The 24178-nt window shown below is 50.2% G+C and carries 26 protein-coding genes; 21 read left to right on the top strand and 5 right to left on the bottom strand.

Annotated elements, in window-relative coordinates; translation table 11 throughout:
* Window positions 1–27: 27 nt before the first annotated feature.
* The 4 genes from gltJ to rihA all read left to right on the top strand — a co-directional run bounded on the left by gltJ (window position 28) and on the right by rihA (window position 3220).
* Window positions 28–768: a glutamate/aspartate ABC transporter permease GltJ gene (gene gltJ, locus ACJHX7_RS18845; RefSeq protein WP_000020944.1), complete on the top strand. Its 741-nt coding sequence runs from the start codon at window positions 28–30 to the stop codon at window positions 766–768.
* Entirely contained in the window at window positions 768–1442 is a 675-nt protein-coding gene (gltK, locus tag ACJHX7_RS18840; RefSeq protein WP_000272824.1) for a glutamate/aspartate ABC transporter permease GltK, read from the top strand. The genes gltJ and gltK overlap by 1 nt, the downstream gene beginning before the upstream one ends.
* Window positions 1442–2167 (top strand): glutamate/aspartate ABC transporter ATP-binding protein GltL, encoded by a 726-nt coding sequence (gltL, locus tag ACJHX7_RS18835; RefSeq protein ID WP_000631384.1) that lies wholly within the window; start codon window positions 1442–1444, stop codon window positions 2165–2167. Before gltK ends, gltL begins: the two co-directional genes overlap by 1 nt.
* Window positions 2168–2284: 117 nt before the next feature.
* Window positions 2285–3220 carry a pyrimidine-specific ribonucleoside hydrolase RihA gene (rihA, locus tag ACJHX7_RS18830; RefSeq protein ID WP_094030164.1) on the top strand — a complete coding sequence of 312 codons (936 nt, stop codon included), beginning with the start codon at window positions 2285–2287 and terminating at the stop codon, window positions 3218–3220.
* 44 nt (window positions 3221–3264) lie between these two features.
* Here rihA and ACJHX7_RS18825 read toward each other — a convergent pair whose 3' ends face one another.
* A complete protein-coding gene (locus ACJHX7_RS18825; protein ID WP_001044880.1) occupies window positions 3265–3747 on the bottom strand; it encodes a zinc ribbon-containing protein in 483 nt (160 codons plus the stop codon).
* Between the two features lie 234 nt (window positions 3748–3981).
* Between ACJHX7_RS18825 and leuS the strand changes: the two genes are divergently transcribed.
* The 15 genes from leuS (at window position 3982) to lipA (ending at window position 19515) form a co-directional block, all read left to right on the top strand.
* The gene (gene leuS, locus ACJHX7_RS18820) at window positions 3982–6564 is read left to right on the top strand and encodes a leucine--tRNA ligase (protein WP_032170911.1); all 2583 of its coding nucleotides are present in this window, start codon (window positions 3982–3984) and stop codon (window positions 6562–6564) included.
* 14 nt (window positions 6565–6578) lie between these two features.
* On the top strand, window positions 6579–7160 hold the full coding sequence (lptE, locus tag ACJHX7_RS18815; RefSeq protein ID WP_001269673.1) for an LPS assembly lipoprotein LptE: 582 nt from the start codon (window positions 6579–6581) through the stop codon (window positions 7158–7160).
* On the top strand, window positions 7160–8191 hold the full coding sequence (gene holA / locus ACJHX7_RS18810; RefSeq protein ID WP_000620530.1) for a DNA polymerase III subunit delta: 1032 nt from the start codon (window positions 7160–7162) through the stop codon (window positions 8189–8191). Before lptE ends, holA begins: the two co-directional genes overlap by 1 nt.
* Window position 8192: 1 nt before the next feature.
* Window positions 8193–8834, top strand: a complete 642-nt coding sequence (gene nadD / locus ACJHX7_RS18805; protein ID WP_000838889.1) for a nicotinate-nucleotide adenylyltransferase — start codon at window positions 8193–8195, stop codon at window positions 8832–8834.
* Between the two features lie 23 nt (window positions 8835–8857).
* Entirely contained in the window at window positions 8858–9469 is a 612-nt protein-coding gene (locus ACJHX7_RS18800) for an adenosylcobalamin/alpha-ribazole phosphatase (RefSeq protein WP_032170908.1), read from the top strand.
* 259 nt (window positions 9470–9728) lie between these two features.
* Window positions 9729–10046, top strand: coding sequence for a ribosome silencing factor (rsfS, locus tag ACJHX7_RS18795; protein WP_001161664.1), 318 nt, complete (start codon window positions 9729–9731; stop codon window positions 10044–10046).
* A 3-nt stretch (window positions 10047–10049) separates the two neighbouring features.
* Window positions 10050–10517: a 23S rRNA (pseudouridine(1915)-N(3))-methyltransferase RlmH gene (gene rlmH / locus ACJHX7_RS18790; RefSeq protein ID WP_000776104.1), complete on the top strand. Its 468-nt coding sequence runs from the start codon at window positions 10050–10052 to the stop codon at window positions 10515–10517.
* 30 nt (window positions 10518–10547) lie between these two features.
* Window positions 10548–12449, top strand: a complete 1902-nt coding sequence (gene mrdA, locus ACJHX7_RS18785) for a peptidoglycan DD-transpeptidase MrdA (RefSeq protein WP_000776191.1) — start codon at window positions 10548–10550, stop codon at window positions 12447–12449.
* Between the two features lie 2 nt (window positions 12450–12451).
* Window positions 12452–13564, top strand: a complete 1113-nt coding sequence (gene mrdB, locus ACJHX7_RS18780) for a peptidoglycan glycosyltransferase MrdB (RefSeq protein ID WP_000131717.1) — start codon at window positions 12452–12454, stop codon at window positions 13562–13564.
* Between the two features lie 10 nt (window positions 13565–13574).
* Window positions 13575–14663 (top strand): endolytic peptidoglycan transglycosylase RlpA, encoded by a 1089-nt coding sequence (gene rlpA, locus ACJHX7_RS18775; protein WP_047669720.1) that lies wholly within the window; start codon window positions 13575–13577, stop codon window positions 14661–14663.
* A gap of 138 nt (window positions 14664–14801) precedes the next feature.
* Window positions 14802–16013: a D-alanyl-D-alanine carboxypeptidase DacA gene (gene dacA / locus ACJHX7_RS18770; RefSeq protein ID WP_001092082.1), complete on the top strand. Its 1212-nt coding sequence runs from the start codon at window positions 14802–14804 to the stop codon at window positions 16011–16013.
* A gap of 109 nt (window positions 16014–16122) precedes the next feature.
* On the top strand, window positions 16123–16386 hold the full coding sequence (ybeD, locus tag ACJHX7_RS18765) for a DUF493 family protein YbeD (protein ID WP_000850550.1): 264 nt from the start codon (window positions 16123–16125) through the stop codon (window positions 16384–16386).
* A gap of 100 nt (window positions 16387–16486) precedes the next feature.
* A complete protein-coding gene (gene lipB / locus ACJHX7_RS18760; RefSeq protein ID WP_000284040.1) occupies window positions 16487–17128 on the top strand; it encodes a lipoyl(octanoyl) transferase LipB in 642 nt (213 codons plus the stop codon).
* A 277-nt stretch (window positions 17129–17405) separates the two neighbouring features.
* Window positions 17406–18341: a YbeF family transcriptional regulator gene (locus ACJHX7_RS18755; protein WP_151328146.1), complete on the top strand. Its 936-nt coding sequence runs from the start codon at window positions 17406–17408 to the stop codon at window positions 18339–18341.
* A 208-nt stretch (window positions 18342–18549) separates the two neighbouring features.
* Window positions 18550–19515 carry a lipoyl synthase gene (lipA, locus tag ACJHX7_RS18750; protein WP_000042632.1) on the top strand — a complete coding sequence of 322 codons (966 nt, stop codon included), beginning with the start codon at window positions 18550–18552 and terminating at the stop codon, window positions 19513–19515.
* Window positions 19516–19615: 100 nt separating this feature from the next.
* Here lipA and tatE read toward each other — a convergent pair whose 3' ends face one another.
* Complete coding sequence (gene tatE / locus ACJHX7_RS18745) at window positions 19616–19819, bottom strand: twin-arginine translocase subunit TatE (protein WP_000503931.1); 204 nt, start codon at window positions 19817–19819, stop codon at window positions 19616–19618.
* Between the two features lie 128 nt (window positions 19820–19947).
* Entirely contained in the window at window positions 19948–20736 is a 789-nt protein-coding gene (locus ACJHX7_RS18740; protein ID WP_094030163.1) for a deaminated glutathione amidase, read from the bottom strand.
* Window positions 20737–20831: 95 nt separating this feature from the next.
* Between ACJHX7_RS18740 and crcB the strand changes: the two genes are divergently transcribed.
* Window positions 20832–21215, top strand: coding sequence for a fluoride efflux transporter CrcB (gene crcB / locus ACJHX7_RS18735; RefSeq protein WP_000939738.1), 384 nt, complete (start codon window positions 20832–20834; stop codon window positions 21213–21215).
* Between the two features lie 53 nt (window positions 21216–21268).
* Here the strand turns inward: crcB and cspE are convergent, their stop codons facing one another.
* Window positions 21269–21478 carry a transcription antiterminator/RNA stability regulator CspE gene (cspE, locus tag ACJHX7_RS18730; protein ID WP_000034825.1) on the bottom strand — a complete coding sequence of 70 codons (210 nt, stop codon included), beginning with the start codon at window positions 21476–21478 and terminating at the stop codon, window positions 21269–21271.
* A gap of 174 nt (window positions 21479–21652) precedes the next feature.
* A complete protein-coding gene (gene pagP, locus ACJHX7_RS18725) occupies window positions 21653–22213 on the bottom strand; it encodes a lipid IV(A) palmitoyltransferase PagP (protein WP_094030162.1) in 561 nt (186 codons plus the stop codon).
* Window positions 22214–22789: 576 nt separating this feature from the next.
* Here pagP and dcuC point away from each other — a divergent pair.
* A complete protein-coding gene (gene dcuC, locus ACJHX7_RS18720; RefSeq protein WP_000955057.1) occupies window positions 22790–24175 on the top strand; it encodes an anaerobic C4-dicarboxylate transporter DcuC in 1386 nt (461 codons plus the stop codon).
* Window positions 24176–24178 lie beyond the last annotated feature (3 nt).

The raw sequence follows: 24178 nt of genomic DNA, 5'->3' as shown, positions 1-24178 counted from the left end.
CTACCCTCTTTTTTCTGGAGTAGATTTATGTCTATAGACTGGAACTGGGGTATTTTTTTACAACAAGCCCCGTTCGGCAACACCACCTATCTTGGTTGGATCTGGAGTGGTTTTCAGGTGACGATCGCTTTGTCGATCTGCGCCTGGATTATCGCTTTCCTCGTCGGTTCATTTTTCGGCATTTTACGTACCGTTCCAAACCGTTTTCTCTCCGGTCTGGGTACGTTGTATGTCGAACTGTTCCGCAACGTGCCGTTGATTGTGCAATTCTTTACCTGGTATCTGGTGATCCCGGAGTTGCTGCCAGAGAAAATCGGCATGTGGTTTAAGGCGGAACTGGACCCTAATATTCAATTTTTCCTTTCATCCATGCTCTGCCTGGGGTTGTTTACCGCCGCCCGTGTTTGCGAACAGGTACGCGCCGCTATTCAGTCGCTGCCGCGTGGGCAAAAAAATGCCGCGCTGGCGATGGGTCTGACGCTACCGCAGGCTTACCGCTACGTACTGTTGCCTAACGCGTATCGCGTTATCGTCCCGCCGATGACCTCCGAGATGATGAACCTGGTGAAAAACTCCGCCATCGCCTCGACTATCGGTCTGGTAGATATGGCGGCGCAGGCGGGTAAATTACTCGATTACTCCGCTCACGCCTGGGAGTCGTTTACCGCCATTACGCTTGCGTATGTGTTGATTAACGCGGTTATCATGCTGGTAATGACGCTGGTTGAACGTAAAGTTCGCCTGCCCGGCAACATGGGGGGCAAATAATGTACGAGTTTGACTGGAGTTCCATTGTCCCTTCCCTGCCATATCTGCTGGATGGGCTGGTGATCACCCTGAAAATCACCGTCACGGCAGTGGTGATTGGTATTTTATGGGGCACCATGCTGGCGGTGATGCGCTTGTCCAGCTTTGCGCCCGTAGCGTGGTTTGCCAAAGCCTACGTTAACGTATTCCGCTCGATTCCTTTAGTTATGGTTTTGCTGTGGTTTTACCTGATTGTGCCGGGATTTCTGCAAAACGTGCTGGGATTATCGCCAAAAAATGATATCCGTTTAATTTCGGCAATGGTGGCGTTTTCGATGTTTGAAGCGGCCTACTATTCAGAGATTATCCGTGCCGGTATTCAAAGTATTTCCCGTGGTCAGTCGAGCGCCGCGCTGGCGTTGGGGATGACCCACTGGCAGTCGATGAAACTGATTATTCTGCCGCAGGCGTTCCGCGCGATGGTGCCGCTGCTGCTCACTCAGGGCATCGTACTGTTCCAGGATACCTCACTGGTGTATGTGTTATCGCTGGCCGATTTCTTCCGTACCGCCTCAACCATCGGTGAGCGTGATGGTACGCAGGTTGAGATGATCCTGTTTGCCGGGTTTGTTTATTTCGTTATTAGCCTTAGCGCGTCGTTGTTGGTCAGCTACTTGAAAAGAAGGACAGCATAATGATTACCCTGAAAAATGTTTCAAAATGGTATGGTCACTTTCAGGTGCTGACCGACTGCTCAACCGAAGTGAAAAAAGGCGAAGTGGTGGTGGTTTGCGGCCCGTCTGGTTCCGGCAAATCAACGCTGATTAAAACCGTCAACGGCCTCGAACCGGTGCAGCAAGGTGAAATCACCGTCGATGGTATCGTGGTTAACGACAAGAAAACCGATCTGGCAAAGCTGCGTTCCCGCGTCGGGATGGTGTTCCAGCATTTCGAGTTGTTCCCCCATTTGTCGATTATTGAAAACCTGACCCTGGCGCAGGTGAAAGTGCTTAAACGCGATAAAGCACCCGCTCGTGAAAAAGCATTGAAATTGCTGGAGCGCGTAGGACTTTCCGCACATGCCAATAAATTTCCAGCGCAGCTTTCCGGCGGTCAACAGCAGCGTGTGGCAATCGCTCGCGCATTGTGCATGGACCCTATTGCGATGCTGTTCGACGAACCGACATCAGCGCTGGATCCGGAGATGATCAACGAAGTGCTGGACGTGATGGTCGAACTGGCGAACGAAGGAATGACCATGATGGTGGTGACCCACGAAATGGGCTTTGCCCGTAAAGTGGCGAATCGGGTGATCTTTATGGACGAGGGTAAAATTGTCGAAGACTCGCCGAAAGACGCTTTCTTCGATGATCCGAAATCGGACCGCGCAAAAGACTTCCTCGCGAAAATCCTGCATTAATCACTCTGGCGCGCATACCCAAGTGCGCGCCATCTCACGCTTTATCGTTTCGCTCCTCGTATCTGTTACATCCTGGCGGTACCCTTGTCGCAAAGAAGCACACAACAAGGAGCAACAATGGCACTGCCAATTCTGTTAGATTGCGACCCAGGTCATGATGACGCTATCGCAATAGTTCTCGCCCTCGCCTCACCAGAGCTTGATGTCAAAGCAATTACGTCTTCCGCCGGAAACCAGACTCCAGAAAAAACCTTACGCAATGTTCTGCGTATGCTGACCTTGCTTAATCGCACCGATATTCCGGTAGCAGGCGGCGCGGTAAAACCATTAATGCGTGATTTGATTATCGCGGACAATGTGCACGGCGAAAGCGGTCTCGACGGCCCGGCATTACCGGAACCGACGTTCGCACCGCAAAACTGTACGGCGGTGGAGCTGATGGCGAAAACGCTGCGTGAAAGTGCGGAACCTGTCACCATTGTTTCTACCGGGCCGCAAACGAACGTTGCCTTGCTGCTCAATAGCCATCCGGAACTGCATAGCAAAATTGCCCGTATCGTGATTATGGGCGGCGCAATGGGGCTTGGTAACTGGACGCCTGCGGCTGAATTTAATATTTACGTTGACCCGGAAGCGGCAGAAATTGTCTTCCAGTCAGGAATTCCGGTGGTGATGGCCGGTCTGGATGTTACTCACAAAGCACAAATCCACGTTGAAGACACTGAGCGTTTCCGCGCGATTGGCAACCCTGTTTCAACCATTGTTGCCGAACTGCTGGATTTCTTCCTCGAATATCATAAAGACGAAAAATGGGGCTTTGTCGGCGCACCGCTGCATGACCCATGCACCATCGCCTGGCTGTTGAAACCCGAGTTGTTTACCACTGTTGAGCGCTGGGTTGGCGTGGAAACACAGGGGAAATATACCCAGGGGATGACGGTTGTTGATTATTATTATCTGACTGACAATAAACCGAATGCCACTGTAATGGTCGATGTTGATCGTCAGGGCTTTGTTGATTTACTGGCAGAGCGGCTGAAATTTTACGCTTAATCACTCGCCGGATGACATCACGCCATCCGGCACCACTCATTTCATTACGGCTCGAACGGACGTCTCTGGAACTGATCATGACCACATTTCGGGCATAGCGTCAGCACTTCCGGTGTATAGATCGGGAGATGGAAGTGACATTTCTCGCAGACCAGATTTCCCAGCCCTACCACTTCTCCGCTGTGATAAACCCCATGATGATTGAGGTCCTGGAAAACTTCGCGCCATTCAAGCTGCGTTTTATCGGTGATGTCTGCCAGCTCCTGCCACAAGCTTTCTTTAATCACCCGCATAAAGACGCTGTCAGACTCTTCTTTCAGGCTCTCTTCATAGCTCATGGCGAACTCTTCCAGGTCACGTCTGACAGCTCGCGTCAGCTCATCGACCTCGGTTCGCGTTAACTCCCCTGTTTTTATTACGCGCTCGCGCGCCTGTTCCACCAGTGCGTCGATATCACGTTCGCCATTGCGCAGGCGTTCGCTCAATGACGCGACCAGTTCACGGTAATATTGAGCAACCTTGTTCATCGTTTCATCTCCCGGGTCGTTAACTGACTATAATAATAGACGTTCTTTGTTCCTTGCTTTGCTAATACGCCCACAAACTCTGTAAATTAATGTATGAATAATCCGGGCATCATTTCAACGTCGAGTGCGCGAAAGGCTGTTTTGACGCGGACGTTTGGGCTATGCTATGCGGATCTGAAAAACCACCTCAACGCTACATTTGTAGCCGTATTGAAAACAGGACCACTGGCTGCCATGCAAGAGCAATACCGCCCGGAAGAGATAGAATCCAAAGTACAGCTTCATTGGGATGAGAAGCGCACATTTGAAGTAACCGAAGACGAGAGCAAAGAGAAGTATTACTGCCTGTCTATGCTTCCCTATCCTTCTGGTCGACTACACATGGGCCACGTACGTAACTACACCATCGGTGACGTGATCGCCCGCTACCAGCGTATGCTGGGCAAAAACGTCCTGCAGCCGATCGGCTGGGACGCGTTTGGTCTGCCTGCGGAAGGCGCGGCGGTGAAAAACAACACCGCTCCGGCACCGTGGACGTACGACAACATCGCGTACATGAAAAACCAGCTCAAAATGCTGGGCTTTGGTTATGACTGGAGCCGCGAGCTGGCAACCTGTACGCCGGAATACTACCGTTGGGAACAGAAATTCTTCACCGAGCTGTATAAAAAAGGCCTGGTATATAAAAAGACTTCTGCGGTCAACTGGTGCCCGAACGACCAGACCGTACTGGCGAACGAACAAGTTATCGACGGCTGCTGCTGGCGCTGCGATACCAAAGTTGAACGTAAAGAGATCCCGCAGTGGTTTATCAAAATCACTGCTTACGCTGACGAGCTGCTCAACGATCTGGATAAACTGGATCACTGGCCAGACACCGTTAAAACAATGCAGCGTAACTGGATCGGTCGTTCCGAAGGCGTGGAAATCACCTTCAACGTTAACGACTATGACAACACGCTGACCGTTTACACTACCCGCCCGGACACCTTTATGGGTTGTACCTACCTGGCGGTAGCGGCGGGTCATCCGCTGGCACAGAAAGCGGCGGAAAATAATCCTGAACTGGCCGCCTTTATTGACGAATGCCGTAACACCAAAGTTGCCGAAGCTGAAATGGCGACGATGGAGAAAAAAGGCGTCGATACTGGCTTTAAAGCGGTTCACCCATTAACGGGCGAAGAAATTCCCGTTTGGGCAGCAAACTTCGTATTGATGGAATACGGCACAGGCGCAGTTATGGCGGTTCCGGGTCACGACCAGCGCGACTACGAGTTTGCCTCTAAATACGGCCTGAATATCAAACCGGTTATCCTTGCAGCTGACGGCTCTGAGCCAGATCTTTCTCAGCAAGCCCTGACTGAAAAAGGCGTGCTGTTCAACTCTGGCGAGTTCAACGGTCTTGACCATGAAGCGGCCTTCAACGCTATCGCCGATAAACTGACTGCGATGGGCGTTGGCGAGCGTAAAGTGAACTACCGTCTGCGCGACTGGGGTGTTTCCCGTCAACGTTACTGGGGCGCGCCGATTCCGATGGTGACGCTGGAAGACGGTACTGTAATGCCGACCCCGGACGACCAACTGCCGGTGATCCTGCCGGAAGATGTGGTGATGGACGGCATTACCAGCCCGATTAAAGCAGATCCGGAGTGGGCAAAAACTACCGTTAACGGTATGCCAGCACTGCGTGAAACCGACACTTTCGACACCTTTATGGAGTCCTCCTGGTACTATGCGCGCTACACTTGCCCGGAGTACAAAGAAGGTATGCTGGATTCCAAAGCGGCTAACTACTGGCTGCCGGTGGATATTTACATTGGTGGTATCGAACACGCCATTATGCACCTGCTCTACTTCCGCTTCTTCCACAAACTGATGCGTGATGCAGGCATGGTGAACTCTGACGAACCAGCGAAACAGTTGCTGTGTCAGGGTATGGTGCTGGCAGATGCCTTCTACTATGTTGGTGAAAACGGCGAACGTAACTGGGTTTCCCCGGTTGATGCTATCGTTGAACGTGACGAGAAAGGCCGTATCGTGAAAGCGAAAGACGCGGTAGGTCATGAACTGGTTTATACCGGCATGAGCAAAATGTCCAAGTCGAAGAACAACGGTATCGACCCTCAGGTGATGGTTGAACGTTACGGCGCGGACACCGTTCGTCTGTTTATGATGTTTGCTTCTCCGGCTGATATGACTCTCGAATGGCAGGAATCCGGCGTGGAAGGGGCTAACCGCTTCCTGAAACGTGTCTGGAAACTGGTGTACGAGCACACAGCAAAAGGTGATGTTGCGGCACTGAACGTTGATGCGCTGACTGAAGATCAGAAAGCGCTGCGTCGCGATGTGCATAAAACAATCGCTAAAGTGACCGATGATATCGGCCGTCGTCAGACCTTCAACACCGCAATTGCGGCGATTATGGAGCTGATGAACAAACTGGCGAAAGCACCGACCGATGGCGAGCAGGATCGCGCTCTGATGCAGGAAGCACTGCTGGCCGTTGTCCGTATGCTTAACCCGTTCACCCCGCACATCTGCTTCACGCTGTGGCAGGAACTGAAAGGCGAAGGCGATATCGACAACGCGCCGTGGCCGGTTGCTGACGAAAAAGCGATGGTGGAAGACTCCACGCTGGTCGTGGTGCAGGTTAACGGTAAAGTCCGTGCAAAAATCACCGTTCCGGTGGACGCAACGGAAGAACAGGTTCGCGAACGTGCTGGCCAGGAACATCTGGTAGCAAAATATCTTGATGGCGTTACTGTACGTAAAGTGATTTACGTACCAGGTAAACTCCTCAATCTGGTCGTTGGCTAAGCGCGGGAGGAAGCGTGCGATATCTGGCAACATTGTTGTTATCTCTGGCGGTGTTAATCACCGCCGGGTGTGGCTGGCATCTGCGTGATACCACGCAGGTTCCTTCCACTATGAAGGTCATGATCCTGGACTCAGGCGATCCGAACGGGCCATTAAGCCGTGCGGTGCGTAATCAGTTACGTCTGAATGGTGTCGAGTTGCTTGATAAAGAAACCACGCGTAAGGACGTTCCATCCCTGCGTTTGGGTAAAGTGAGCATCGCGAAAGATACCGCATCGGTATTCCGTAACGGTCAAACAGCAGAGTATCAGATGATCATGACGGTGAATGCGACCGTGTTGATCCCCGGCCGTGACATCTACCCGATTAGCGCTAAAGTCTTCCGTTCGTTCTTCGATAACCCGCAAATGGCATTAGCGAAAGATAACGAACAAGACATGATCGTAAAAGAGATGTACGACCGTGCTGCCGAACAGCTGATTCGTAAGCTGCCAAGCATCCGTGCTGCGGATATTCGTTCCGACGAAGAACAGACGTCGACCACAACGGATACTCCGGCAACGCCTGCACGCGTCTCTACCACGCTGGGTAACTGATGATTCGGTTGTACCCGGAACAACTCCGCGCGCAGCTCAATGAAGGGCTGCGCGCGGCGTATCTTTTACTTGGTAACGATCCTCTGTTATTGCAGGAAAGCCAGGACGCTGTTCGTCAGGTAGCTGCGGCACAAGGATTCGAAGAACACCACACTTTTTCCATTGATCCCAACACTGACTGGAATGCGATCTTTTCGTTATGCCAGGCTATGAGTCTGTTTGCCAGTCGACAAACGCTATTGCTGTTGTTACCAGAAAACGGACCGAATGCGGCGATCAATGAACAACTTCTCACACTCACCGGACTTCTGCATGACGACCTGCTGTTGATCGTCCGCGGTAATAAATTAAGCAAAGCGCAAGAAAATGCCGCCTGGTTTACTGCTCTTGCGAATCGCAGCGTGCAGGTGACCTGTCAGACACCGGAGCAGGCTCAGCTTCCCCGCTGGGTTGCTGCGCGTGCAAAACAGCTCAACTTAGAACTGGATGACGCTGCAAACCAAGTGCTCTGCTACTGTTATGAAGGTAACCTGCTGGCGCTGGCCCAGGCACTGGAGCGTTTATCGCTGCTCTGGCCAGACGGCAAACTGACATTACCGCGCGTTGAACAGGCGGTGAATGATGCCGCGCATTTCACCCCTTTTCATTGGGTTGATGCTTTGTTGATGGGAAAAAGTAAGCGCGCGTTGCATATTCTTCAGCAACTTCGTCTGGAAGGCAGCGAACCGGTTATTTTGTTGCGCACATTACAACGTGAACTGTTGTTACTGGTTAACCTGAAACGCCAGTCTGCCCATATGCCACTGCGTGCATTGTTTGATAAACATCGGGTATGGCAGAACCGCCGGGGCATGATGGGCGAGGCGTTAAATCGCTTAAGCCAGCCGCAGTTACGTCAGGCCGTGCAACTCCTGACACGAACGGAACTCACCCTCAAACAAGATTACGGTCAGTCAGTGTGGGCAGAGCTGGAAGGGTTATCTCTTCTGTTGTGCCATAAACCCCTGGCGGACGTATTTATCGACGGTTGATATGAAATCTTTACAGGCTCTGTTTGGTGGCACCTTTGATCCGGTGCACTATGGTCATCTTAAACCCGTGGAAACGCTGGCGAATTTGATTGGTCTGACGCGGGTCACAATAATCCCTAATAATGTTCCTCCGCATCGTCCCCAGCCGGAAGCGAACAGCGTACAACGTAAACACATGCTTGAACTGGCGATTGCCGACAAGCCATTATTTACTCTTGATGAACGCGAGCTAAAGCGCAATGCCCCCTCTTACACTGCGCAAACACTGAAAGAGTGGCGACAGGAACAAGGGCCAGACGTGCCGCTAGCGTTTATTATTGGTCAGGATTCATTGCTAACCTTTCCGACCTGGTACGAATACGAAACGATACTCGACAATGCACATTTGATCGTCTGTCGGCGTCCAGGTTACCCACTTGAAATGGCACAACCGCAATACCAGCAATGGCTGGAAGATCATTTGACACATAACCCGGAAGATCTTCACCTTCAGCCTGCCGGTAAAATTTATCTGGCTGAAACGCCGTGGTTTAACATCTCGGCGACCATCATCCGCGAACGTTTGCAAAACGGTGAATCGTGTGAGGATTTATTGCCGGAACCGGTACTGACTTACATTAACCAACAAGGCTTGTATCGCTGATACCTGTCGTTACGGAGGGCATGATGCGACTGTGGTTAATTCGTCATGGTGAAACGCAAGCGAATGTCGATGGTCTGTACAGCGGTCATGCGCCCACCCCCCTGACCGCACGCGGTATTGAGCAAGCGCAAAATCTGCATACGCTGCTACATGATGTTTCCTTTGACCTGGTTTTATGCAGTGAACTGGAACGGGCACAGCATACCGCGCGACGGGTTCTCAGTGATCGCCAGCTCCCCGTGCAAATCATCCCTGAACTCAACGAAATGTTTTTTGGCGACTGGGAGATGCGACATCATCGCGACCTCATGCAAGAAGATGCCGAAAACTATAGCGCGTGGTGCAATGACTGGCAGCATGCTATCCCCACGAACGGTGAAGGATTTCAGGCATTTTCACAACGTGTGGAACGGTTTATCGCAAGGCTTAGTGAATTTCAGCACTATCAGAATATTTTAGTCGTCAGCCATCAGGGTGTACTGAGTCTGTTAATCGCTCGTTTAATTGGCATGCCTGCCGAGGCTATGTGGCATTTTCGCGTTGATCAAGGGTGTTGGAGCGCCATTGATATCAACCAAAAATTCGCGACGCTACGCGTCCTCAATAGCCGTGCCATCGGGATCGAGAATACATGACTTTTCTGTTTTTTTACGGGTAAGCCGCAACGACCATTGACAGCCCCGGGCAGGCTGATATTCTCCGCAGCCAGACTTTTTCCGCCAGACACGACTTTGTAGAAATTGTTTTACAAAAATGGCGATGCAATCTGCGGCGCGGGGTGGGATGATAGCCCACTTTCGAAAGCCGATTCGGCGACAATTGTCCCGAAATCGCCTCTGGTTCAGGTATACTGACAGACCATTTTTATCTATTTGATTCACCCAGGGGGAAAACTTGCAGGGTAAAGCACTCCAGGATTTTGTTATCGACAAAATTGATGACCTTAAAGGTCAGGACATCATCGCCTTAGACGTTCAGGGCAAATCCAGCATCACCGACTGCATGATCATCTGTACGGGTACGTCCAGCCGTCATGTTATGTCCATTGCTGACCACGTTGTGCAGGAGTCTCGCGCAGCGGGCCTGTTACCGCTCGGCGTAGAAGGTGAAAACAGCGCCGACTGGATTGTCGTGGATTTGGGCGATGTGATTGTCCATGTCATGCAGGAAGAGAGCCGTCGCCTGTATGAACTGGAAAAACTCTGGAGTTAATGCGTGAAGCTGCAACTTGTCGCCGTGGGAACGAAAATGCCGGACTGGGTACAAACCGGTTTTACCGAGTACCTGCGTCGTTTTCCGAAAGATATGCCCTTCGAGCTGATTGAAATTCCGGCCGGAAAACGCGGCAAGAATGCGGACATCAAGCGCATACTCGACAAAGAGGGTGAGCAGATGTTGGCGGCCGCAGGCAAAAACCGCATTGTCACCCTCGATATTCCAGGCAAGCCCTGGGATACGCCGCAGTTAGCCGCTGAGCTGGAACGCTGGAAGCTGGATGGTCGCGACGTCAGTCTACTGATTGGCGGGCCTGAAGGGTTGTCGCCTGCCTGTAAAGCGGCGGCGGAGCAGAGCTGGTCGCTGTCGGCGCTTACCCTCCCCCATCCGCTGGTTCGCGTGCTGGTCGCAGAGAGTCTGTACCGGGCGTGGAGCATCACCACCAACCATCCTTATCACCGTGAGTGATAAGTGAGCTTTGAGTAGAAAACGCAGCGGATGAAACTACAGAACTCTTTTCGCGACTATACGGCAGAGTCCGCGCTGTTTGTGCGCCGGGCGCTGGTCGCCTTTTTGGGGATTTTGCTGCTGACCGGCGTGCTTATCGCCAACCTGTATAATCTGCAAATTGTTCGCTTTACCGACTACCAGACCCGCTCTAATGAAAACCGCATTAAGCTGGTGCCTATCGCACCCAGCCGCGGCATTATCTACGACCGTAACGGTATCCCTCTGGCTCTCAACCGCACTATCTACCAGATAGAAATGATGCCGGAGAAAGTCGATAACGTGCAGCAAACGCTGGACGCTTTGCGCAGCGTGGTTGATCTGACCGATGATGATATTGCTGCATTCCGAAAAGAGCGCGCACGTTCACACCGTTTCACCTCTATTCCGGTGAAAACTAACCTGACCGAAGTACAAGTAGCTCGCTTTGCCGTCAATCAGTACCGTTTTCCTGGCGTCGAAGTTAAAGGCTATAAACGTCGTTACTATCCTTACGGTTCAGCGTTGACCCACGTCATCGGCTATGTATCGAAAATCAACGATAAAGACGTCGAACGCCTGAATAATGACGGCAAACTGGCCAACTATGCGGCAACGCATGATATCGGTAAGCTGGGCATTGAGCGCTACTATGAAGACGTGCTGCACGGTCAGACCGGTTATGAAGAGGTTGAAGTTAACAACCGTGGGCGTGTTATCCGCCAGTTAAAAGAAGTACCACCGCAAGCCGGACACGATATTTACCTGACGCTGGATCTCAAACTCCAGCAATATATTGAAACGCTGCTGGCGGGTAGCCGCGCAGCGGTGGTAGTCACCGATCCGCGTACAGGTGGGGTGCTGGCGCTGGTTTCCACGCCTAGTTATGACCCAAACCTGTTTGTTGACGGTATCTCCAGCAAAGATTATTCCGCCTTGCTGAACGACCCGAATACACCGCTGGTGAACCGCGCCACACAGGGGGTTTATCCTCCCGCGTCTACAGTTAAACCCTATGTGGCGGTTTCGGCATTGAGCGCCGGAGTGATCACGCGCAATACGACGCTGTTTGACCCAGGCTGGTGGCAACTGCCAGGTTCGGAAAAACGTTATCGTGACTGGAAAAAATGGGGCCACGGGCGTCTGAATGTCACAAGATCGCTGGAAGAATCTGCGGATACCTTCTTCTATCAGGTGGCCTACGATATGGGAATCGATCGCCTCTCCGAATGGATGGGTAAATTCGGTTATGGTCATTACACCGGTATCGACCTGGCGGAAGAACGTTCCGGCAACATGCCTACCCGCGAATGGAAACAGAAACGCTTTAAAAAACCGTGGTATCAGGGTGACACCATTCCGGTTGGTATCGGTCAGGGTTACTGGACAGCGACCCCAATCCAGATGAGTAAGGCACTGATGATCCTGATTAATGACGGTATCGTGAAGGTTCCGCATTTGCTGATGAGCACCGCCGAAGACGGCAAACAGGTGCCATGGGTACAACCGCATGAACCGCCCGTCGGCGATATTCATTCCGGTTACTGGGAGCTGGCAAAAGACGGTATGTACGGTGTTGCTAACCGCCCTAACGGTACGGCGCATAAATACTTTGCCAGCGCACCGTACAAAATTGCGGCGAAATCTGGTACAGCTCAGGTCTTCGGTCTGAAAGCGAACGAAACCTATAATGCGCACAAAATTGCCGAGCGTTTACGTGACCACAAACTGATGACCGCCTTTGCGCCATACAACAATCCGCAAGTGGCTGTCGCCATGATTCTGGAGAACGGTGGCGCGGGTCCGGCGGTTGGTACGCTGATGCGCCAGATCCTCGACCACATTATGCTGGGTGATAACAACACCGATCTGCCTGCGGAAAATCCAGCGGTTGCCGCAGCGGAGGACCATTAATCATGACGGATAATCCGAATAAAAAAACATTCTGGGATAAAGTCCATCTCGATCCCACAATGCTGCTGATCTTACTGGCATTGCTGGTTTACAGCGCCCTGGTTATCTGGAGCGCCAGCGGTCAGGATATTGGCATGATGGAGCGTAAAATCGGCCAGATTGCGATGGGTCTGGTCATCATGGTGGTGATGGCGCAAATTCCTCCACGCGTTTATGAAGGCTGGGCCCCCTATCTCTATATCATCTGTATTATTTTGCTGGTGGCGGTAGATGCTTTCGGTGCCATCTCTAAAGGCGCTCAACGCTGGCTGGACCTCGGTATTGTTCGTTTTCAACCGTCGGAAATTGCCAAGATAGCCGTACCGTTGATGGTTGCACGCTTTATCAACCGCGACGTTTGCCCACCTTCATTGAAGAATACAGCTATCGCGCTGGTGCTGATATTTATGCCCACGCTGCTGGTGGCTGCACAGCCTGACCTGGGAACATCAATCCTCGTTGCGCTTTCCGGCCTGTTTGTACTGTTCCTCTCTGGCCTTAGCTGGCGTCTGATTGGCGTCGCAGTAGTGCTGGTAGCGGCGTTCATTCCGATTCTGTGGTTCTTCCTGATGCATGATTACCAGCGCCAGCGCGTAATGATGCTCCTGGACCCGGAATCAGACCCACTCGGCGCGGGCTATCATATTATTCAATCTAAAATTGCTATTGGCTCCGGCGGATTACGCGGCAAAGGCTGGCTGCACGGTACTCAGTCACAGCTTGAATTTCTCCCCGAACGCCATACCGACTTTATCTTCGCGGTACTGGCGGAAGAGCTGGGATTAGTGGGCATTTTGATTCTGCTCGCTCTTTACATACTGCTGATCATGCGCGGGCTGTGGATAGCCGCCAGAGCGCAAACCACCTTTGGTCGCGTCATGGCTGGCGGCTTAATGCTGATATTATTCGTTTATGTCTTCGTAAATATTGGTATGGTAAGCGGTATTCTGCCGGTTGTAGGGGTTCCGCTCCCACTGGTCAGTTATGGAGGATCGGCGCTAATTGTGCTGATGGCTGGGTTCGGGATTGTAATGTCAATCCACACCCACAGGAAAATGTTGTCGAAAAGCGTGTAAGAGGTGCGCAATGCGTAAGCAGTGGCTCGGGATCTGCATCGCGGCAGGAATGCTCGCGGCATGTACAAGCGATGATGGTCAGCAACAGACGGTAAGTGTACCGCAGCCTGCGGTATGTAACGGCCCCATAGTTGAAATTAGCGGGGCGGACCCGCGTTTCGAACCACTGAACGCGACGGCAAATCAGGATTACCAGCGCGACGGTAAAAGCTACAAAATCGTGCAGGATCCGTCTCGATTTAGCCAGGCGGGACTGGCGGCAATCTATGATGCCGAACCCGGCAGTAACCTGACGGCCTCTGGCGAAGCTTTCGATCCGACACAGTTGACGGCGGCCCATCCAACGCTTCCGATCCCCAGCTACGCCAGAATCACTAACCTGGCTAACGGGCGAATGATCGTGGTGCGCATTAATGATCGCGGTCCTTACGGCAACGACCGCGTTATTTCACTTTCTCGCGCGGCAGCTGACCGTCTTAACACGTCAAACAACACCAAAGTTCGTATCGATCCGATTATTGTCGCCCAGGATGGTTCGCTTTCTGGTCCTGGTATGGCTTGTACCACAGTTGCCAAACAGACTTACGCCCTGCCTGCACCTCCCGATTTAAGCGGTGGCGCGGGAACAAGTTCAGTGTCTGGCCCGCAGGGTGACATTCTTCCGGTCAGTAATTCGACGCTAAAAAGCGAAGATCCGACCGGCGCGCCGGTAACCAGCAGCGGTTTCCTCGGTGCACCAACGACGTTAGCGCCTGGTGTGCTGGAAAGCAGCGAACCAACACCTGCGCCACAGCCCGTTGTTACAGCCCCCTCGACAACGCCTGCAACCTCGCCTGCAATGGTGACACCGCAAGCCGCCTCACAAAGCGCCAGCGGCAACTTTATGGTGCAAGTCGGGGCCGTTAGCGATCAGGCTCGTGCGCAACAGTACCAACAGCAACTGGGACAGAAGTTCGGCGTCCCCGGTCGCGTAACTCAAAATGGCGCGGTCTGGCGGATCCAGCTTGGCCCATTCGCCAGCAAAGCCGAAGCCAGTACCTTGCAGCAACGTTTGCAAACCGAAGCCCAATTACAGTCATTTATTACCACCGCGCAGTAGCGTAAAGCAGGCATCTGATGTGTCAATTTCTGTAAATGACGTTAACAAAGTCACGCGGAAAGTCAGATGCCTGCCGGTAGTGCATTTGCTATAGTAGGGCACTTTTTTAATTCCATCACGGATGTCGTAGTTCAGACCATGAATACCATTTTTTCCGCTCGTATCATGAAGCGCCTGGCGCTCACCACGGCTCTTTGCACAGCCTTTATCTCTGCTGCACATGCCGATGACCTGAATATCAAAACTATGATCCCGGGTGTACCGCAGATCGATGCGGAGTCCTACATCCTGATTGACTATAACTCCGGCAAAGTGCTCGCCGAACAGAACGCAGATGTCCGCCGCGATCCTGCCAGCCTGACCAAAATGATGACCAGTTACGTTATCGGCCAGGCAATGAAAGCCGGTAAATTTAAAGAAACTGATTTAGTCACTATCGGCAACGACGCATGGGCCACCGGTAACCCGGTGTTTAAAGGTTCTTCACTGATGTTCCTCAAACCGGGCATGCAGGTTCCGGTTTCTCAGCTGATCCGCGGTATTAACCTGCAATCGGGTAACGATGCTTGTGTCGCCATGGCCGATTTTGCCGCTGGTAGCCAGGACGCTTTTGTTGGCTTGATGAACAGCTACGTTAACGCCCTGGGCCTGAAAAATACCCACTTCCAGACGGTACATGGTCTGGATGCTGATGGTCAGTACAGCTCCGCGCGAGATATGGCGCTGATCGGCCAGGCGTTGATCCGTGACGTACCGAATGAATACTCGATCTATAAAGAAAAAGAATTTACGTTTAACGGTATTCGCCAACTGAACCGTAACGGTCTGTTATGGGATAACAGCCTGAATGTCGACGGCATCAAAACCGGACACACTGACAAAGCAGGTTACAACCTTGTTGCTTCTGCGACTGAAGGCCAGATGCGCTTGATCTCTGCGGTGATGGGCGGACGTACTTTTAAAGGCCGTGAAGCCGAAAGTAAAAAACTGCTGACCTGGGGCTTCCGTTTCTTCGAAACCGTTAACCCACTGAAAGTAGGTAAAGAGTTCGCCTCTGAACCGGTTTGGTTTGGTGATTCTGATCGCGCTTCGTTAGGTGTTGATAAAGACGTGTATCTGACCATTCCGCGTGGCCGCATGAAAGATCTGAAAGCCAGCTATGTGCTGAACAGCAGTGAATTGCATGCGCCGCTGCAAAAGAATCAGGTCGTCGGTACTATCAACTTCCAGCTTGATGGCAAAACGATCGAACAACGCCCGCTGGTTGTGCTGCAAGAAATCCCGGAAGGCAACTTCTTCGGCAAAATCATTGATTACATTAAATTAATGTTCCATCACTGGTTTGGTTAAAAATCGAACACTTGAAAGTGTAATTTCCGTCCCCATATACTAAGCATCAGTAAAAAACTCCCGCCTTCTGGCGGGAGTTGCTATTTAATTACGTTACGCCGGAGCTGACATGAAAACCAAACTTAACGAACTGCTTGAATTCCCTACTCCTTTTACTTACAAAGTTATGGGGCAGGCGTTACCTGAGCTGGTTGATCAGGTGGTTGAAGTGGTACAGCGCCATGCGCCAGGTGACTACACCCCAACGGTAAAACCAAGCAGCAAAGGCAACTACCACTCGGTATCTATCACTATCAACGCGACTCATATCGAGCAGGTTGAAACACTGTATGAAGAACTGGGCAAAATCGATATTGTCCGCATGGTTCTGTAACTCGCTTCTCCGTTACCCGGCTCCTGGTCGGGTAACTCCCCTCTCCTCGCTGTGATATACTTTTCCCCCACTTTTACTCATTCTCCACGGAGATGCCGTTTTGTATCAGGATAAAATTCTTGTCCGCCAGCTCGGTCTTCAGCCTTACGAGCCAATCTCCCAGGCTATGCATGAATTCACCGATACCCGCGATGAAAGTACCCTTGATGAAATCTGGCTGGTCGAGCACTATCCGGTATTTACCCAAGGGCAGGCAGGAAAAGCGGAGCACATTTTAATGCCGGGTGATATTCCGGTGATTCAGAGCGATCGCGGTGGGCAGGTGACTTATCACGGGCCGGGGCAACAGGTGATGTATGTGTTGCTTAACCTGAAACGCCGTAAACTCGGTGTGCGTGAACTGGTGACCTTGCTTGAGCAAACAGTGGTGAATACCCTGGCTGAACTGGGTATAGAAGCGCATCCTCGGGCTGACGCGCCTGGTGTCTATGTCGGGGAAAAGAAAATTTGCTCACTGGGTTTACGTATTCGACGCGGTTGTTCATTCCACGGTCTGGCATTAAACGTCAATATGGATCTTTCACCATTTTTACGTATTAATCCTTGTGGGTATGCCGGAATGGAAATGGCTAAAATATCACAATGGAAACCCGAAGCGACGACTAATAATATTGCACCGCGTTTACTGGAAAATATTTTAGCGCTACTAAACAATCCTGACTTCGAATATATTACCGCTTAATTGCATACATCAATGGCCCAATTTACACTGGGTCATTACTCATAATACCTGCTAATGCTTTACATCTCCTTCGCGTTTGTATATTTTCTTTATCACTTGCAGAAATGCGATGCTACGCCTTGCTCCGTAACTCACCCCATTGATTAACTTATTGAAATAGTTGATTATGGTGAGCAAAAGCGTTCCGTTCCAATTAGACATAAGATTATTGTAATTTTTTTTAATATTATTTTTCCATGAATAAAATTGGAGTAAGTGCGTAGATAGTAATAATCAAATTGAAACCTGTTTAAGCAGAAAGTCGTCAGAAGGTAAACCACAAATATTTACAACCTTACGAAATATTGATCTTAACCTTCTGACTATTTTTGAAGCTGTATATGTACATAAAGGGATCGTTAATGCAGCGAAAGTGCTTAATCTGACACCCTCGGCAATCAGTCAGTCTATTCAGAAACTGCGCGTTATATTCCCTGACCCATTGTTTATTCGCAAAGGCCAGGGTGTCACTCCTACCGCATTTGCGATGCATCTACATGAGTATATCAGTCAGGGCCTTGAGTCCATTCTTGGCGCGCTGGATATCGAAGGAAGCTATGATAAGCAACGAACGATAACTATTGCGACCACCCCCTCGGTCGGAGCCCTGGTCCTTCCTGTCATCTATCGGGCGATTAAATCTCACTATCCGCAGCTTTTACTGCGCAACCCCCCCATCAGCGACGCGGAAAACCAACTCAGTCAGTTTCAAACCGATCTCATCATCGATAACATGTTTTGCACCAATCGTACGGTGCAACATCATGTTCTGTTCACCGACAATATGGTGTTAATTTGCCGTGAGGGAAATCCACTACTCTCTTTAGAAGATGACAGAGAGACTATCGACAACGCTGCGCATATACTCCTGTTACCGGAAGGGCAAAATTTCAGCGGTCTGCGGCAGAGAGTTCAAGAGATGTTTCCGGACCGGCAAATCAGTTTCACCAGCTACAACATTTTGACAATCGCTGCACTGGTTGCCAACAGTGACATGTTAGCGATTATTCCCAGCCGTTTTTATAACCTGTTTAGCCGTTGTTGGCCGCTGGAAAAACTGCCTTTTCCGTCCTTAAATGAGGAGCAAATAGATTTCTCTATCCACTACAACAAATTCAGCCTGCGTGATCCCATCCTGCACGGGGTAATAGATGTTATCCGTAATGCATTTTGAAAAAGTATTGTTACAACCAGATCACAGCGCAGAACGAAAAAATGGCACAATCCAACAACAATTTTACATTTTCGCGACCGCTTTGGCTGCTTTCAGGTCCGTTTCAATGATATACTGCCAGTCGTTAATTCAAAAATAGTTGATAATTACAACAATCTATTGAATTGAAACGCTTTCCTTCGTAATTCGCAACTGGAACACGCACGCTATGAGTAAACCCATTGTGATGGAACGCGGTGTTAAATACCGCGATGCCGATAAGATGGCCCTTATCCCGGTTAAAAACGTGGCAACAGAGCGCGAAGCCCTGCTGCGCAAGCCGGAATGGATGAAAATCAAGCTTCCAGCGGACTCTACACGTATCCAGGGCATCAAAGCCGCAATGCGCAAAAATGGCCTGCATTCTGTCTGCGAGGAAGCCTCCTGCCCTAACCTGGCGGAATGCTTCAACCACGGCACAGCAACGTTTATGATCCTCGGCGCTATTTGTACCCGCCGTTGTCCGTTCTGTGACGTTGCCCACGGTCGCCCGGTAGCTCCGGATGCCAATGAACCAGTGAAACTGGCGCAGACCATTGCCGATATGGCGCTGCGTTATGTGGTTATCACCTCCGTTGACCGTGATGACCTGCGCGATGGCGGTGCCCAACACTTTGCGGATTGCATTACTGCCATTCGGGAAAAAAGCCCGCAAATCAAAATTGAAACTCTGGTGCCGGATTTCCGCGGTCGTATGGATCGTGCTCTGGATATTCTGACCGCCACACCACCAGATGTGTTCAACCATAACCTGGAAAACGTACCGCGTATTTACCGTCAGGTACGGCCTGGTGCAGATTACAACTGGTCGCTGAAGCTGCTGGAACGCTTTAAAGAAGCGCATCCGGAAATCCCGACCAAGTCTGGTCTGATGGTGGGTCTGGGTGAAACCAATGAAGAAATTATTGAGGTAATGCGCGACCTGCGCCGTCATGGTGTGACGATGCTAACGCTGGGGCAATATTTGCAGCCAAGCCGCCATCACCTGCCGGTTCAACGTTACGTTAGCCCGGATGAGTTCGACGAAATGAAAGCCGAAGCGCTGGCGATGGGCTTTACCCATGCTGCATGCGGTCCGTTTGTCCGCTCGTCTTACCACGCCGATTTGCAGGCGAAAGGGATGGAAGTTAAGTAATCCTGTAATAATTACTTACATCTGTCTGATAAAAAACCCGCTTTTTGAAGCGGGTTTTTTGTATCGAACAAGATATTGAGGGAGCGTCCTGCTCGCCACGTCACTCTTTATGAGAGAGCTTTTCAGCCTGAAGATCAACGTCTGCGCCTTTTTTCGCCGCAGCATCGTCATCATTCATCGCCTTCTTGAACCCTTTAATGGCCGCTCCAAGGTCTCCGCCCAGCGTACGTAACTTCTTAGTCCCAAACAGCAGAACGACCAGCGCCGCAACTACCAGCAGTTTGGTAATACTAATCTCACCCATAGATACCTTCTTGACATATAACCGGCAACAGAACGCGCCTTAAAAACCAGAGAATATTAACGGTCATTCGACGCGCGCACACAATAGCAATCTGTAACAAGGTGAATCAAGCGCCGAGTAAAAAAACATCATAATAATTGCGGCGGCGCAAAGCGACGGTTGTTTAAGACGGGCAGTTGCGCGCGCACCTGACGCACACGTTCGGGCGTCACTTCCGCCATAATGAGTGCAGGCATTTCTGACGCTGCCGCAATGGTGACGCCAAAGGGATCTATAATCCGGCTTTGCCCGATATTTTTGTTCCCGCACTCCCCCGCCGCCACCATATAACAGGTGGTATCCAGCGCACGAGCGGCAAGCAACGTTGACCAGTGATGCTCTTTGAGCAGCCCACGAACCCAGGCGGCAGGAAGTACCAGGATTTCAGCTCCCTGTAATGCCTGTGCCAGCGCCAGCTCTGGAAAGCGTAAGTCATAACAGGTCATCAGACCGACCTTCATCCCTTCCACCTCCAGTAACGGAGCTATTTCATTACCAGCATCAACATGGCGTGATTCCTGAATGGCAAATGCATCATAGAGATGCAGTTTGGCATAACGGGCGACGATGTTTCCTGCCTGTAGCGCCACCAGCATATTCCATGCGCGCCCCGGCGTTGAAGGAACATGAATCGTCAGAATTGTCGTCATCATGTTACGTTTACTTTCTCGACGTAAACGTCCGAGGAATTCGCCTTCCAGCAGCTGTGCTGATTTAACCGATAGATCTGCATCATGATCATCACGCGCCAACAATGCTTCCGGCAGGACAAACAGCGAAACGTCGTTTTCCGCCGCCTGCGCCATCAACGAGGCACAAATCTCAGCGTTCTTTTCCCACACAGATGTAACAGCAAACTGTCCTGCGGCAACCAGCATTGCCACCTCCTCCTGTCAGAGTCGTAAAATTCGCCAACGGCGATTATTCGGCGTTACACTTATCACTCATACAAATCAAATAGCAGGATTTTGCAGTGTTACAACTTCTTTTAGCAGTTTTTATTGGCGGTGGTACGGGAAGCGTGGCGAGATGGCTGTTAAGTATGCGATTTAACCCGCTACATCAAGCGATTCCGTTGGGGACGCTGGCTGCAAACCTGATTGGGGCATTCATCATAGGAATGGGATTCGCCTGGTTTAGCAGGATGACGAACATTGATCCAGTGTGGAAAGTATTAATCACCACCGGATTTTGTGGCGGTCTAACAACCTTCTCAACATTTTCGGCAGAAGTGGTGTTTTTGTTACAAGAGGGCCGCTTTGGCTGGGCGTTACTGAACGTTTTCGTCAACCTTCTGGGGTCTTTTGCCATGACCGCACTGGCTTTCTGGCTGTTTTCGGCCTCAACCGCACACTAAAGACCAAAAAAAACCCGCTGATTAAGCGGGTTTTGAATTCTTGCTGACGTATCTTACAGAGCGATTACGTTTGCAGCAGAAGGGCCTTTGGCACCGTTAGTGATTTCGAACTCTACGCGCTGACCTTCAGCAAGAGTTTTAAAACCATTAGTCTGGATTGCAGAGAAGTGTACGAACACGTCTTTGCTGCCGTCTTCCGGAGTAATGAAACCGAATCCTTTGGACTCATTAAACCACTTAACGTTACCTTTAATCTTAGACATCAAAATTACCTTTACATGAAAAATAGACACAAATGCTGTGTCGGTTACCAGTACACCAATTGTGGTACGCTTTGTCCAGTGCAACTTTACTAAAAAGTGATAAAAGTCGCGTTATTTTTGATGTTAATTATTTTAGTGGTTGATTTTAAAGAATTTACTAAAACTTCATTTGTCTCAAAACTGAAAGCGCATCCAGGCAAAGTACACATTGCCATTGTTGTAGGTACCCGGAATGTAGGTCATCTGAAACGTCGCGGGGCCATACCCCACAGAGGCCAATGGCAGTAGAACCGGAAGAGGGATGTAATTCCAGTTATCGCGCGCCGTTACGCCAGCGGTAAATCCCAGGCCTAAATGAAAATTTTCATCCGCCAGCGGTCGCCAGGTACTTTCCCATCCGTATCCGGCAATCGGTTCCCATTTGTTCCACGAGTCCTTAAATGCCATGGCATACAGGCCATGCCAGTTTCCTTTTTCATCCCAACGCGACTGACCAAAACCGCCGCCCCACGGTCGCTCGTTATAGCGATCGGTTTTTTCTTTGTCATAGGCAAAACGCGCATGCCAGGTGATCGCGGGTATGTACAAGTCATAATGTTGTGGCTGCTGCCAAGTTTCTGCAACATTCTCTTTAAATGTCGACAGCCATTGAGGTGTGTCAGCAGAAGCGTCTTCAATGCCGACTAATTGAGTAAAAACAAAGAGAAGTGCGTAAATATATTTATTAGTGCTCATTAGTAACCATGAGATATTTATCAAAAAACCACGACTAGCATAACCAGTCTAAAATAAACATAACCTTAACAGCACCAATATAAGGAATAATCCGAGTGTTTTATATATTTATGCGGTGCAATTTTGAGGGAATATTATCGGATTTTTCTGGAAACTTAAACGATTTTTTTGCCCGCAAACGATCTCAATCAAAGAACACTCCTCCAATACAAACAACAATAGATAAAAGCACAAATGCGCTTATTTTTTTAAACAAATATAAAAAATCAATCAATAAACATTCCCAGTATTGCCGGGCCATGTTAATGAATGTCCGTTTTTTAAACAAAAAATTTATCAATTTTCCAACAAAATCAATTCAATATTTTATCAATTTTGCATACATCATTGCTTTGTAATGATTAACTACAAAAATGAATTTTGTTATCCAGGTATAAAAAACAGCAATATCAATGTGTTAATAGTTATTCTTATTGATTTCAATCAGCATTCGCTGGTGATTTATTCGGCATATTTTTTCTTTAATTTTTAGGGATTTTTTATTATTTACTTTGGGGCCTGGAGACAGGAAAAATTATGCTGACATTCATTGAACTCCTTATTGGGGTTGTGGTTATTGTGGGTGTAGCTCGCTACATCATTAAAGGGTATTCCGCCACTGGCGTGTTATTTGTCGGTGGCCTGTTATTGCTGATTATCAGTGCCATTATGGGGCACAAAGTGTTACCGTCCAGCCAGGCTTCAACAGGCTACAGCGCCACGGATATCGTTGAATACGTTAAAATATTGCTAATGAGCCGCGGCGGCGACCTCGGCATGATGATTATGATGCTGTGTGGCTTTGCCGCTTACATGACCCATATCGGCGCGAATGATATGGTGGTCAAGCTGGCGTCAAAACCATTGCAGTATATTAACTCCCCTTACCTTCTGATGATTGCCGCCTATTTTGTTGCCTGTCTGATGTCACTGGCCGTCTCTTCCGCAACCGGTCTGGGTGTTTTGCTGATGGCAACCCTGTTTCCGGTGATGGTAAACGTTGGTATCAGCCGTGGTGCAGCTGCTGCTATTTGTGCCTCCCCGGCGGCGATTATTCTCGCACCGACTTCAGGGGATGTGGTGCTGGCGGCGCAGGCTTCCGAAATGTCGCTGATTGACTTCGCCTTCAAAACGACGCTGCCTATCTCAATTGCTGCAATTATCGGCATGGCGATCGCCCACTTCTTCTGGCAACGTTATCTGGATAAAAAAGAGCACATCTCTCATGAAATGTTAGATGTCAGTGAAATCACCACTACTGCTCCTGCGTTTTATGCCATTTTGCCGTTCACGCCGATCATCGGAGTGCTGATTTTTGACGGCAAATGGGGTCCGCAATTACACATCATCACTATTCTGGTGATTTGTATGCTGATTGCCTCCATTCTGGAGTTCATCCGCAGCTTTAATACCCAGAAAGTTTTCTCTGGTCTGGAAGTGGCTTATCGCGGGATGGCCGATGCGTTTGCTAACGTGGTGATGCTGCTGGTTGCCGCTGGGGTATTCGCTCAGGGGCTTAGCACCATCGGCTTTATTCAAAGTCTGATTTCTATCGCCACCTCGTTTGGTTCGGCGAGTATCATCCTGATGCTGGTATTAGTGATCCTGACAATGCTGGCGGCAGTCACGACCGGTTCAGGCAATGCGCCGTTTTATGCGTTTGTTGAGATGATCCCGAAACTGGCGCACTCTTCCGGCATTAACCCGGCGTATTTGACTATCCCAATGCTGCAGGCGTCAAACCTCGGCCGTACCCTGTCACCCGTTTCTGGCGTAGTCGTTGCGGTTGCCGGGATGGCGAAAATCTCACCATTTGAAGTCGTAAAACGCACCTCGGTGCCGGTGCTTGTTGGGCTGGTGATTGTTATCGTTGCTACAGAGCTGATGGTGCCAGGAACGGCAGCAGCGGTCACAGGCAAGTAAATA

Origin of the sequence: Escherichia sp. WS1451 (assembly GCF_046487365.1) — a bacterium.
Taxonomy (GTDB): domain Bacteria; phylum Pseudomonadota; class Gammaproteobacteria; order Enterobacterales; family Enterobacteriaceae; genus Escherichia; species Escherichia coli.
The sequence above is the reverse complement of the archived record's forward strand: the minus strand, read 5'-3'. Positions and strand labels throughout refer to the sequence as shown.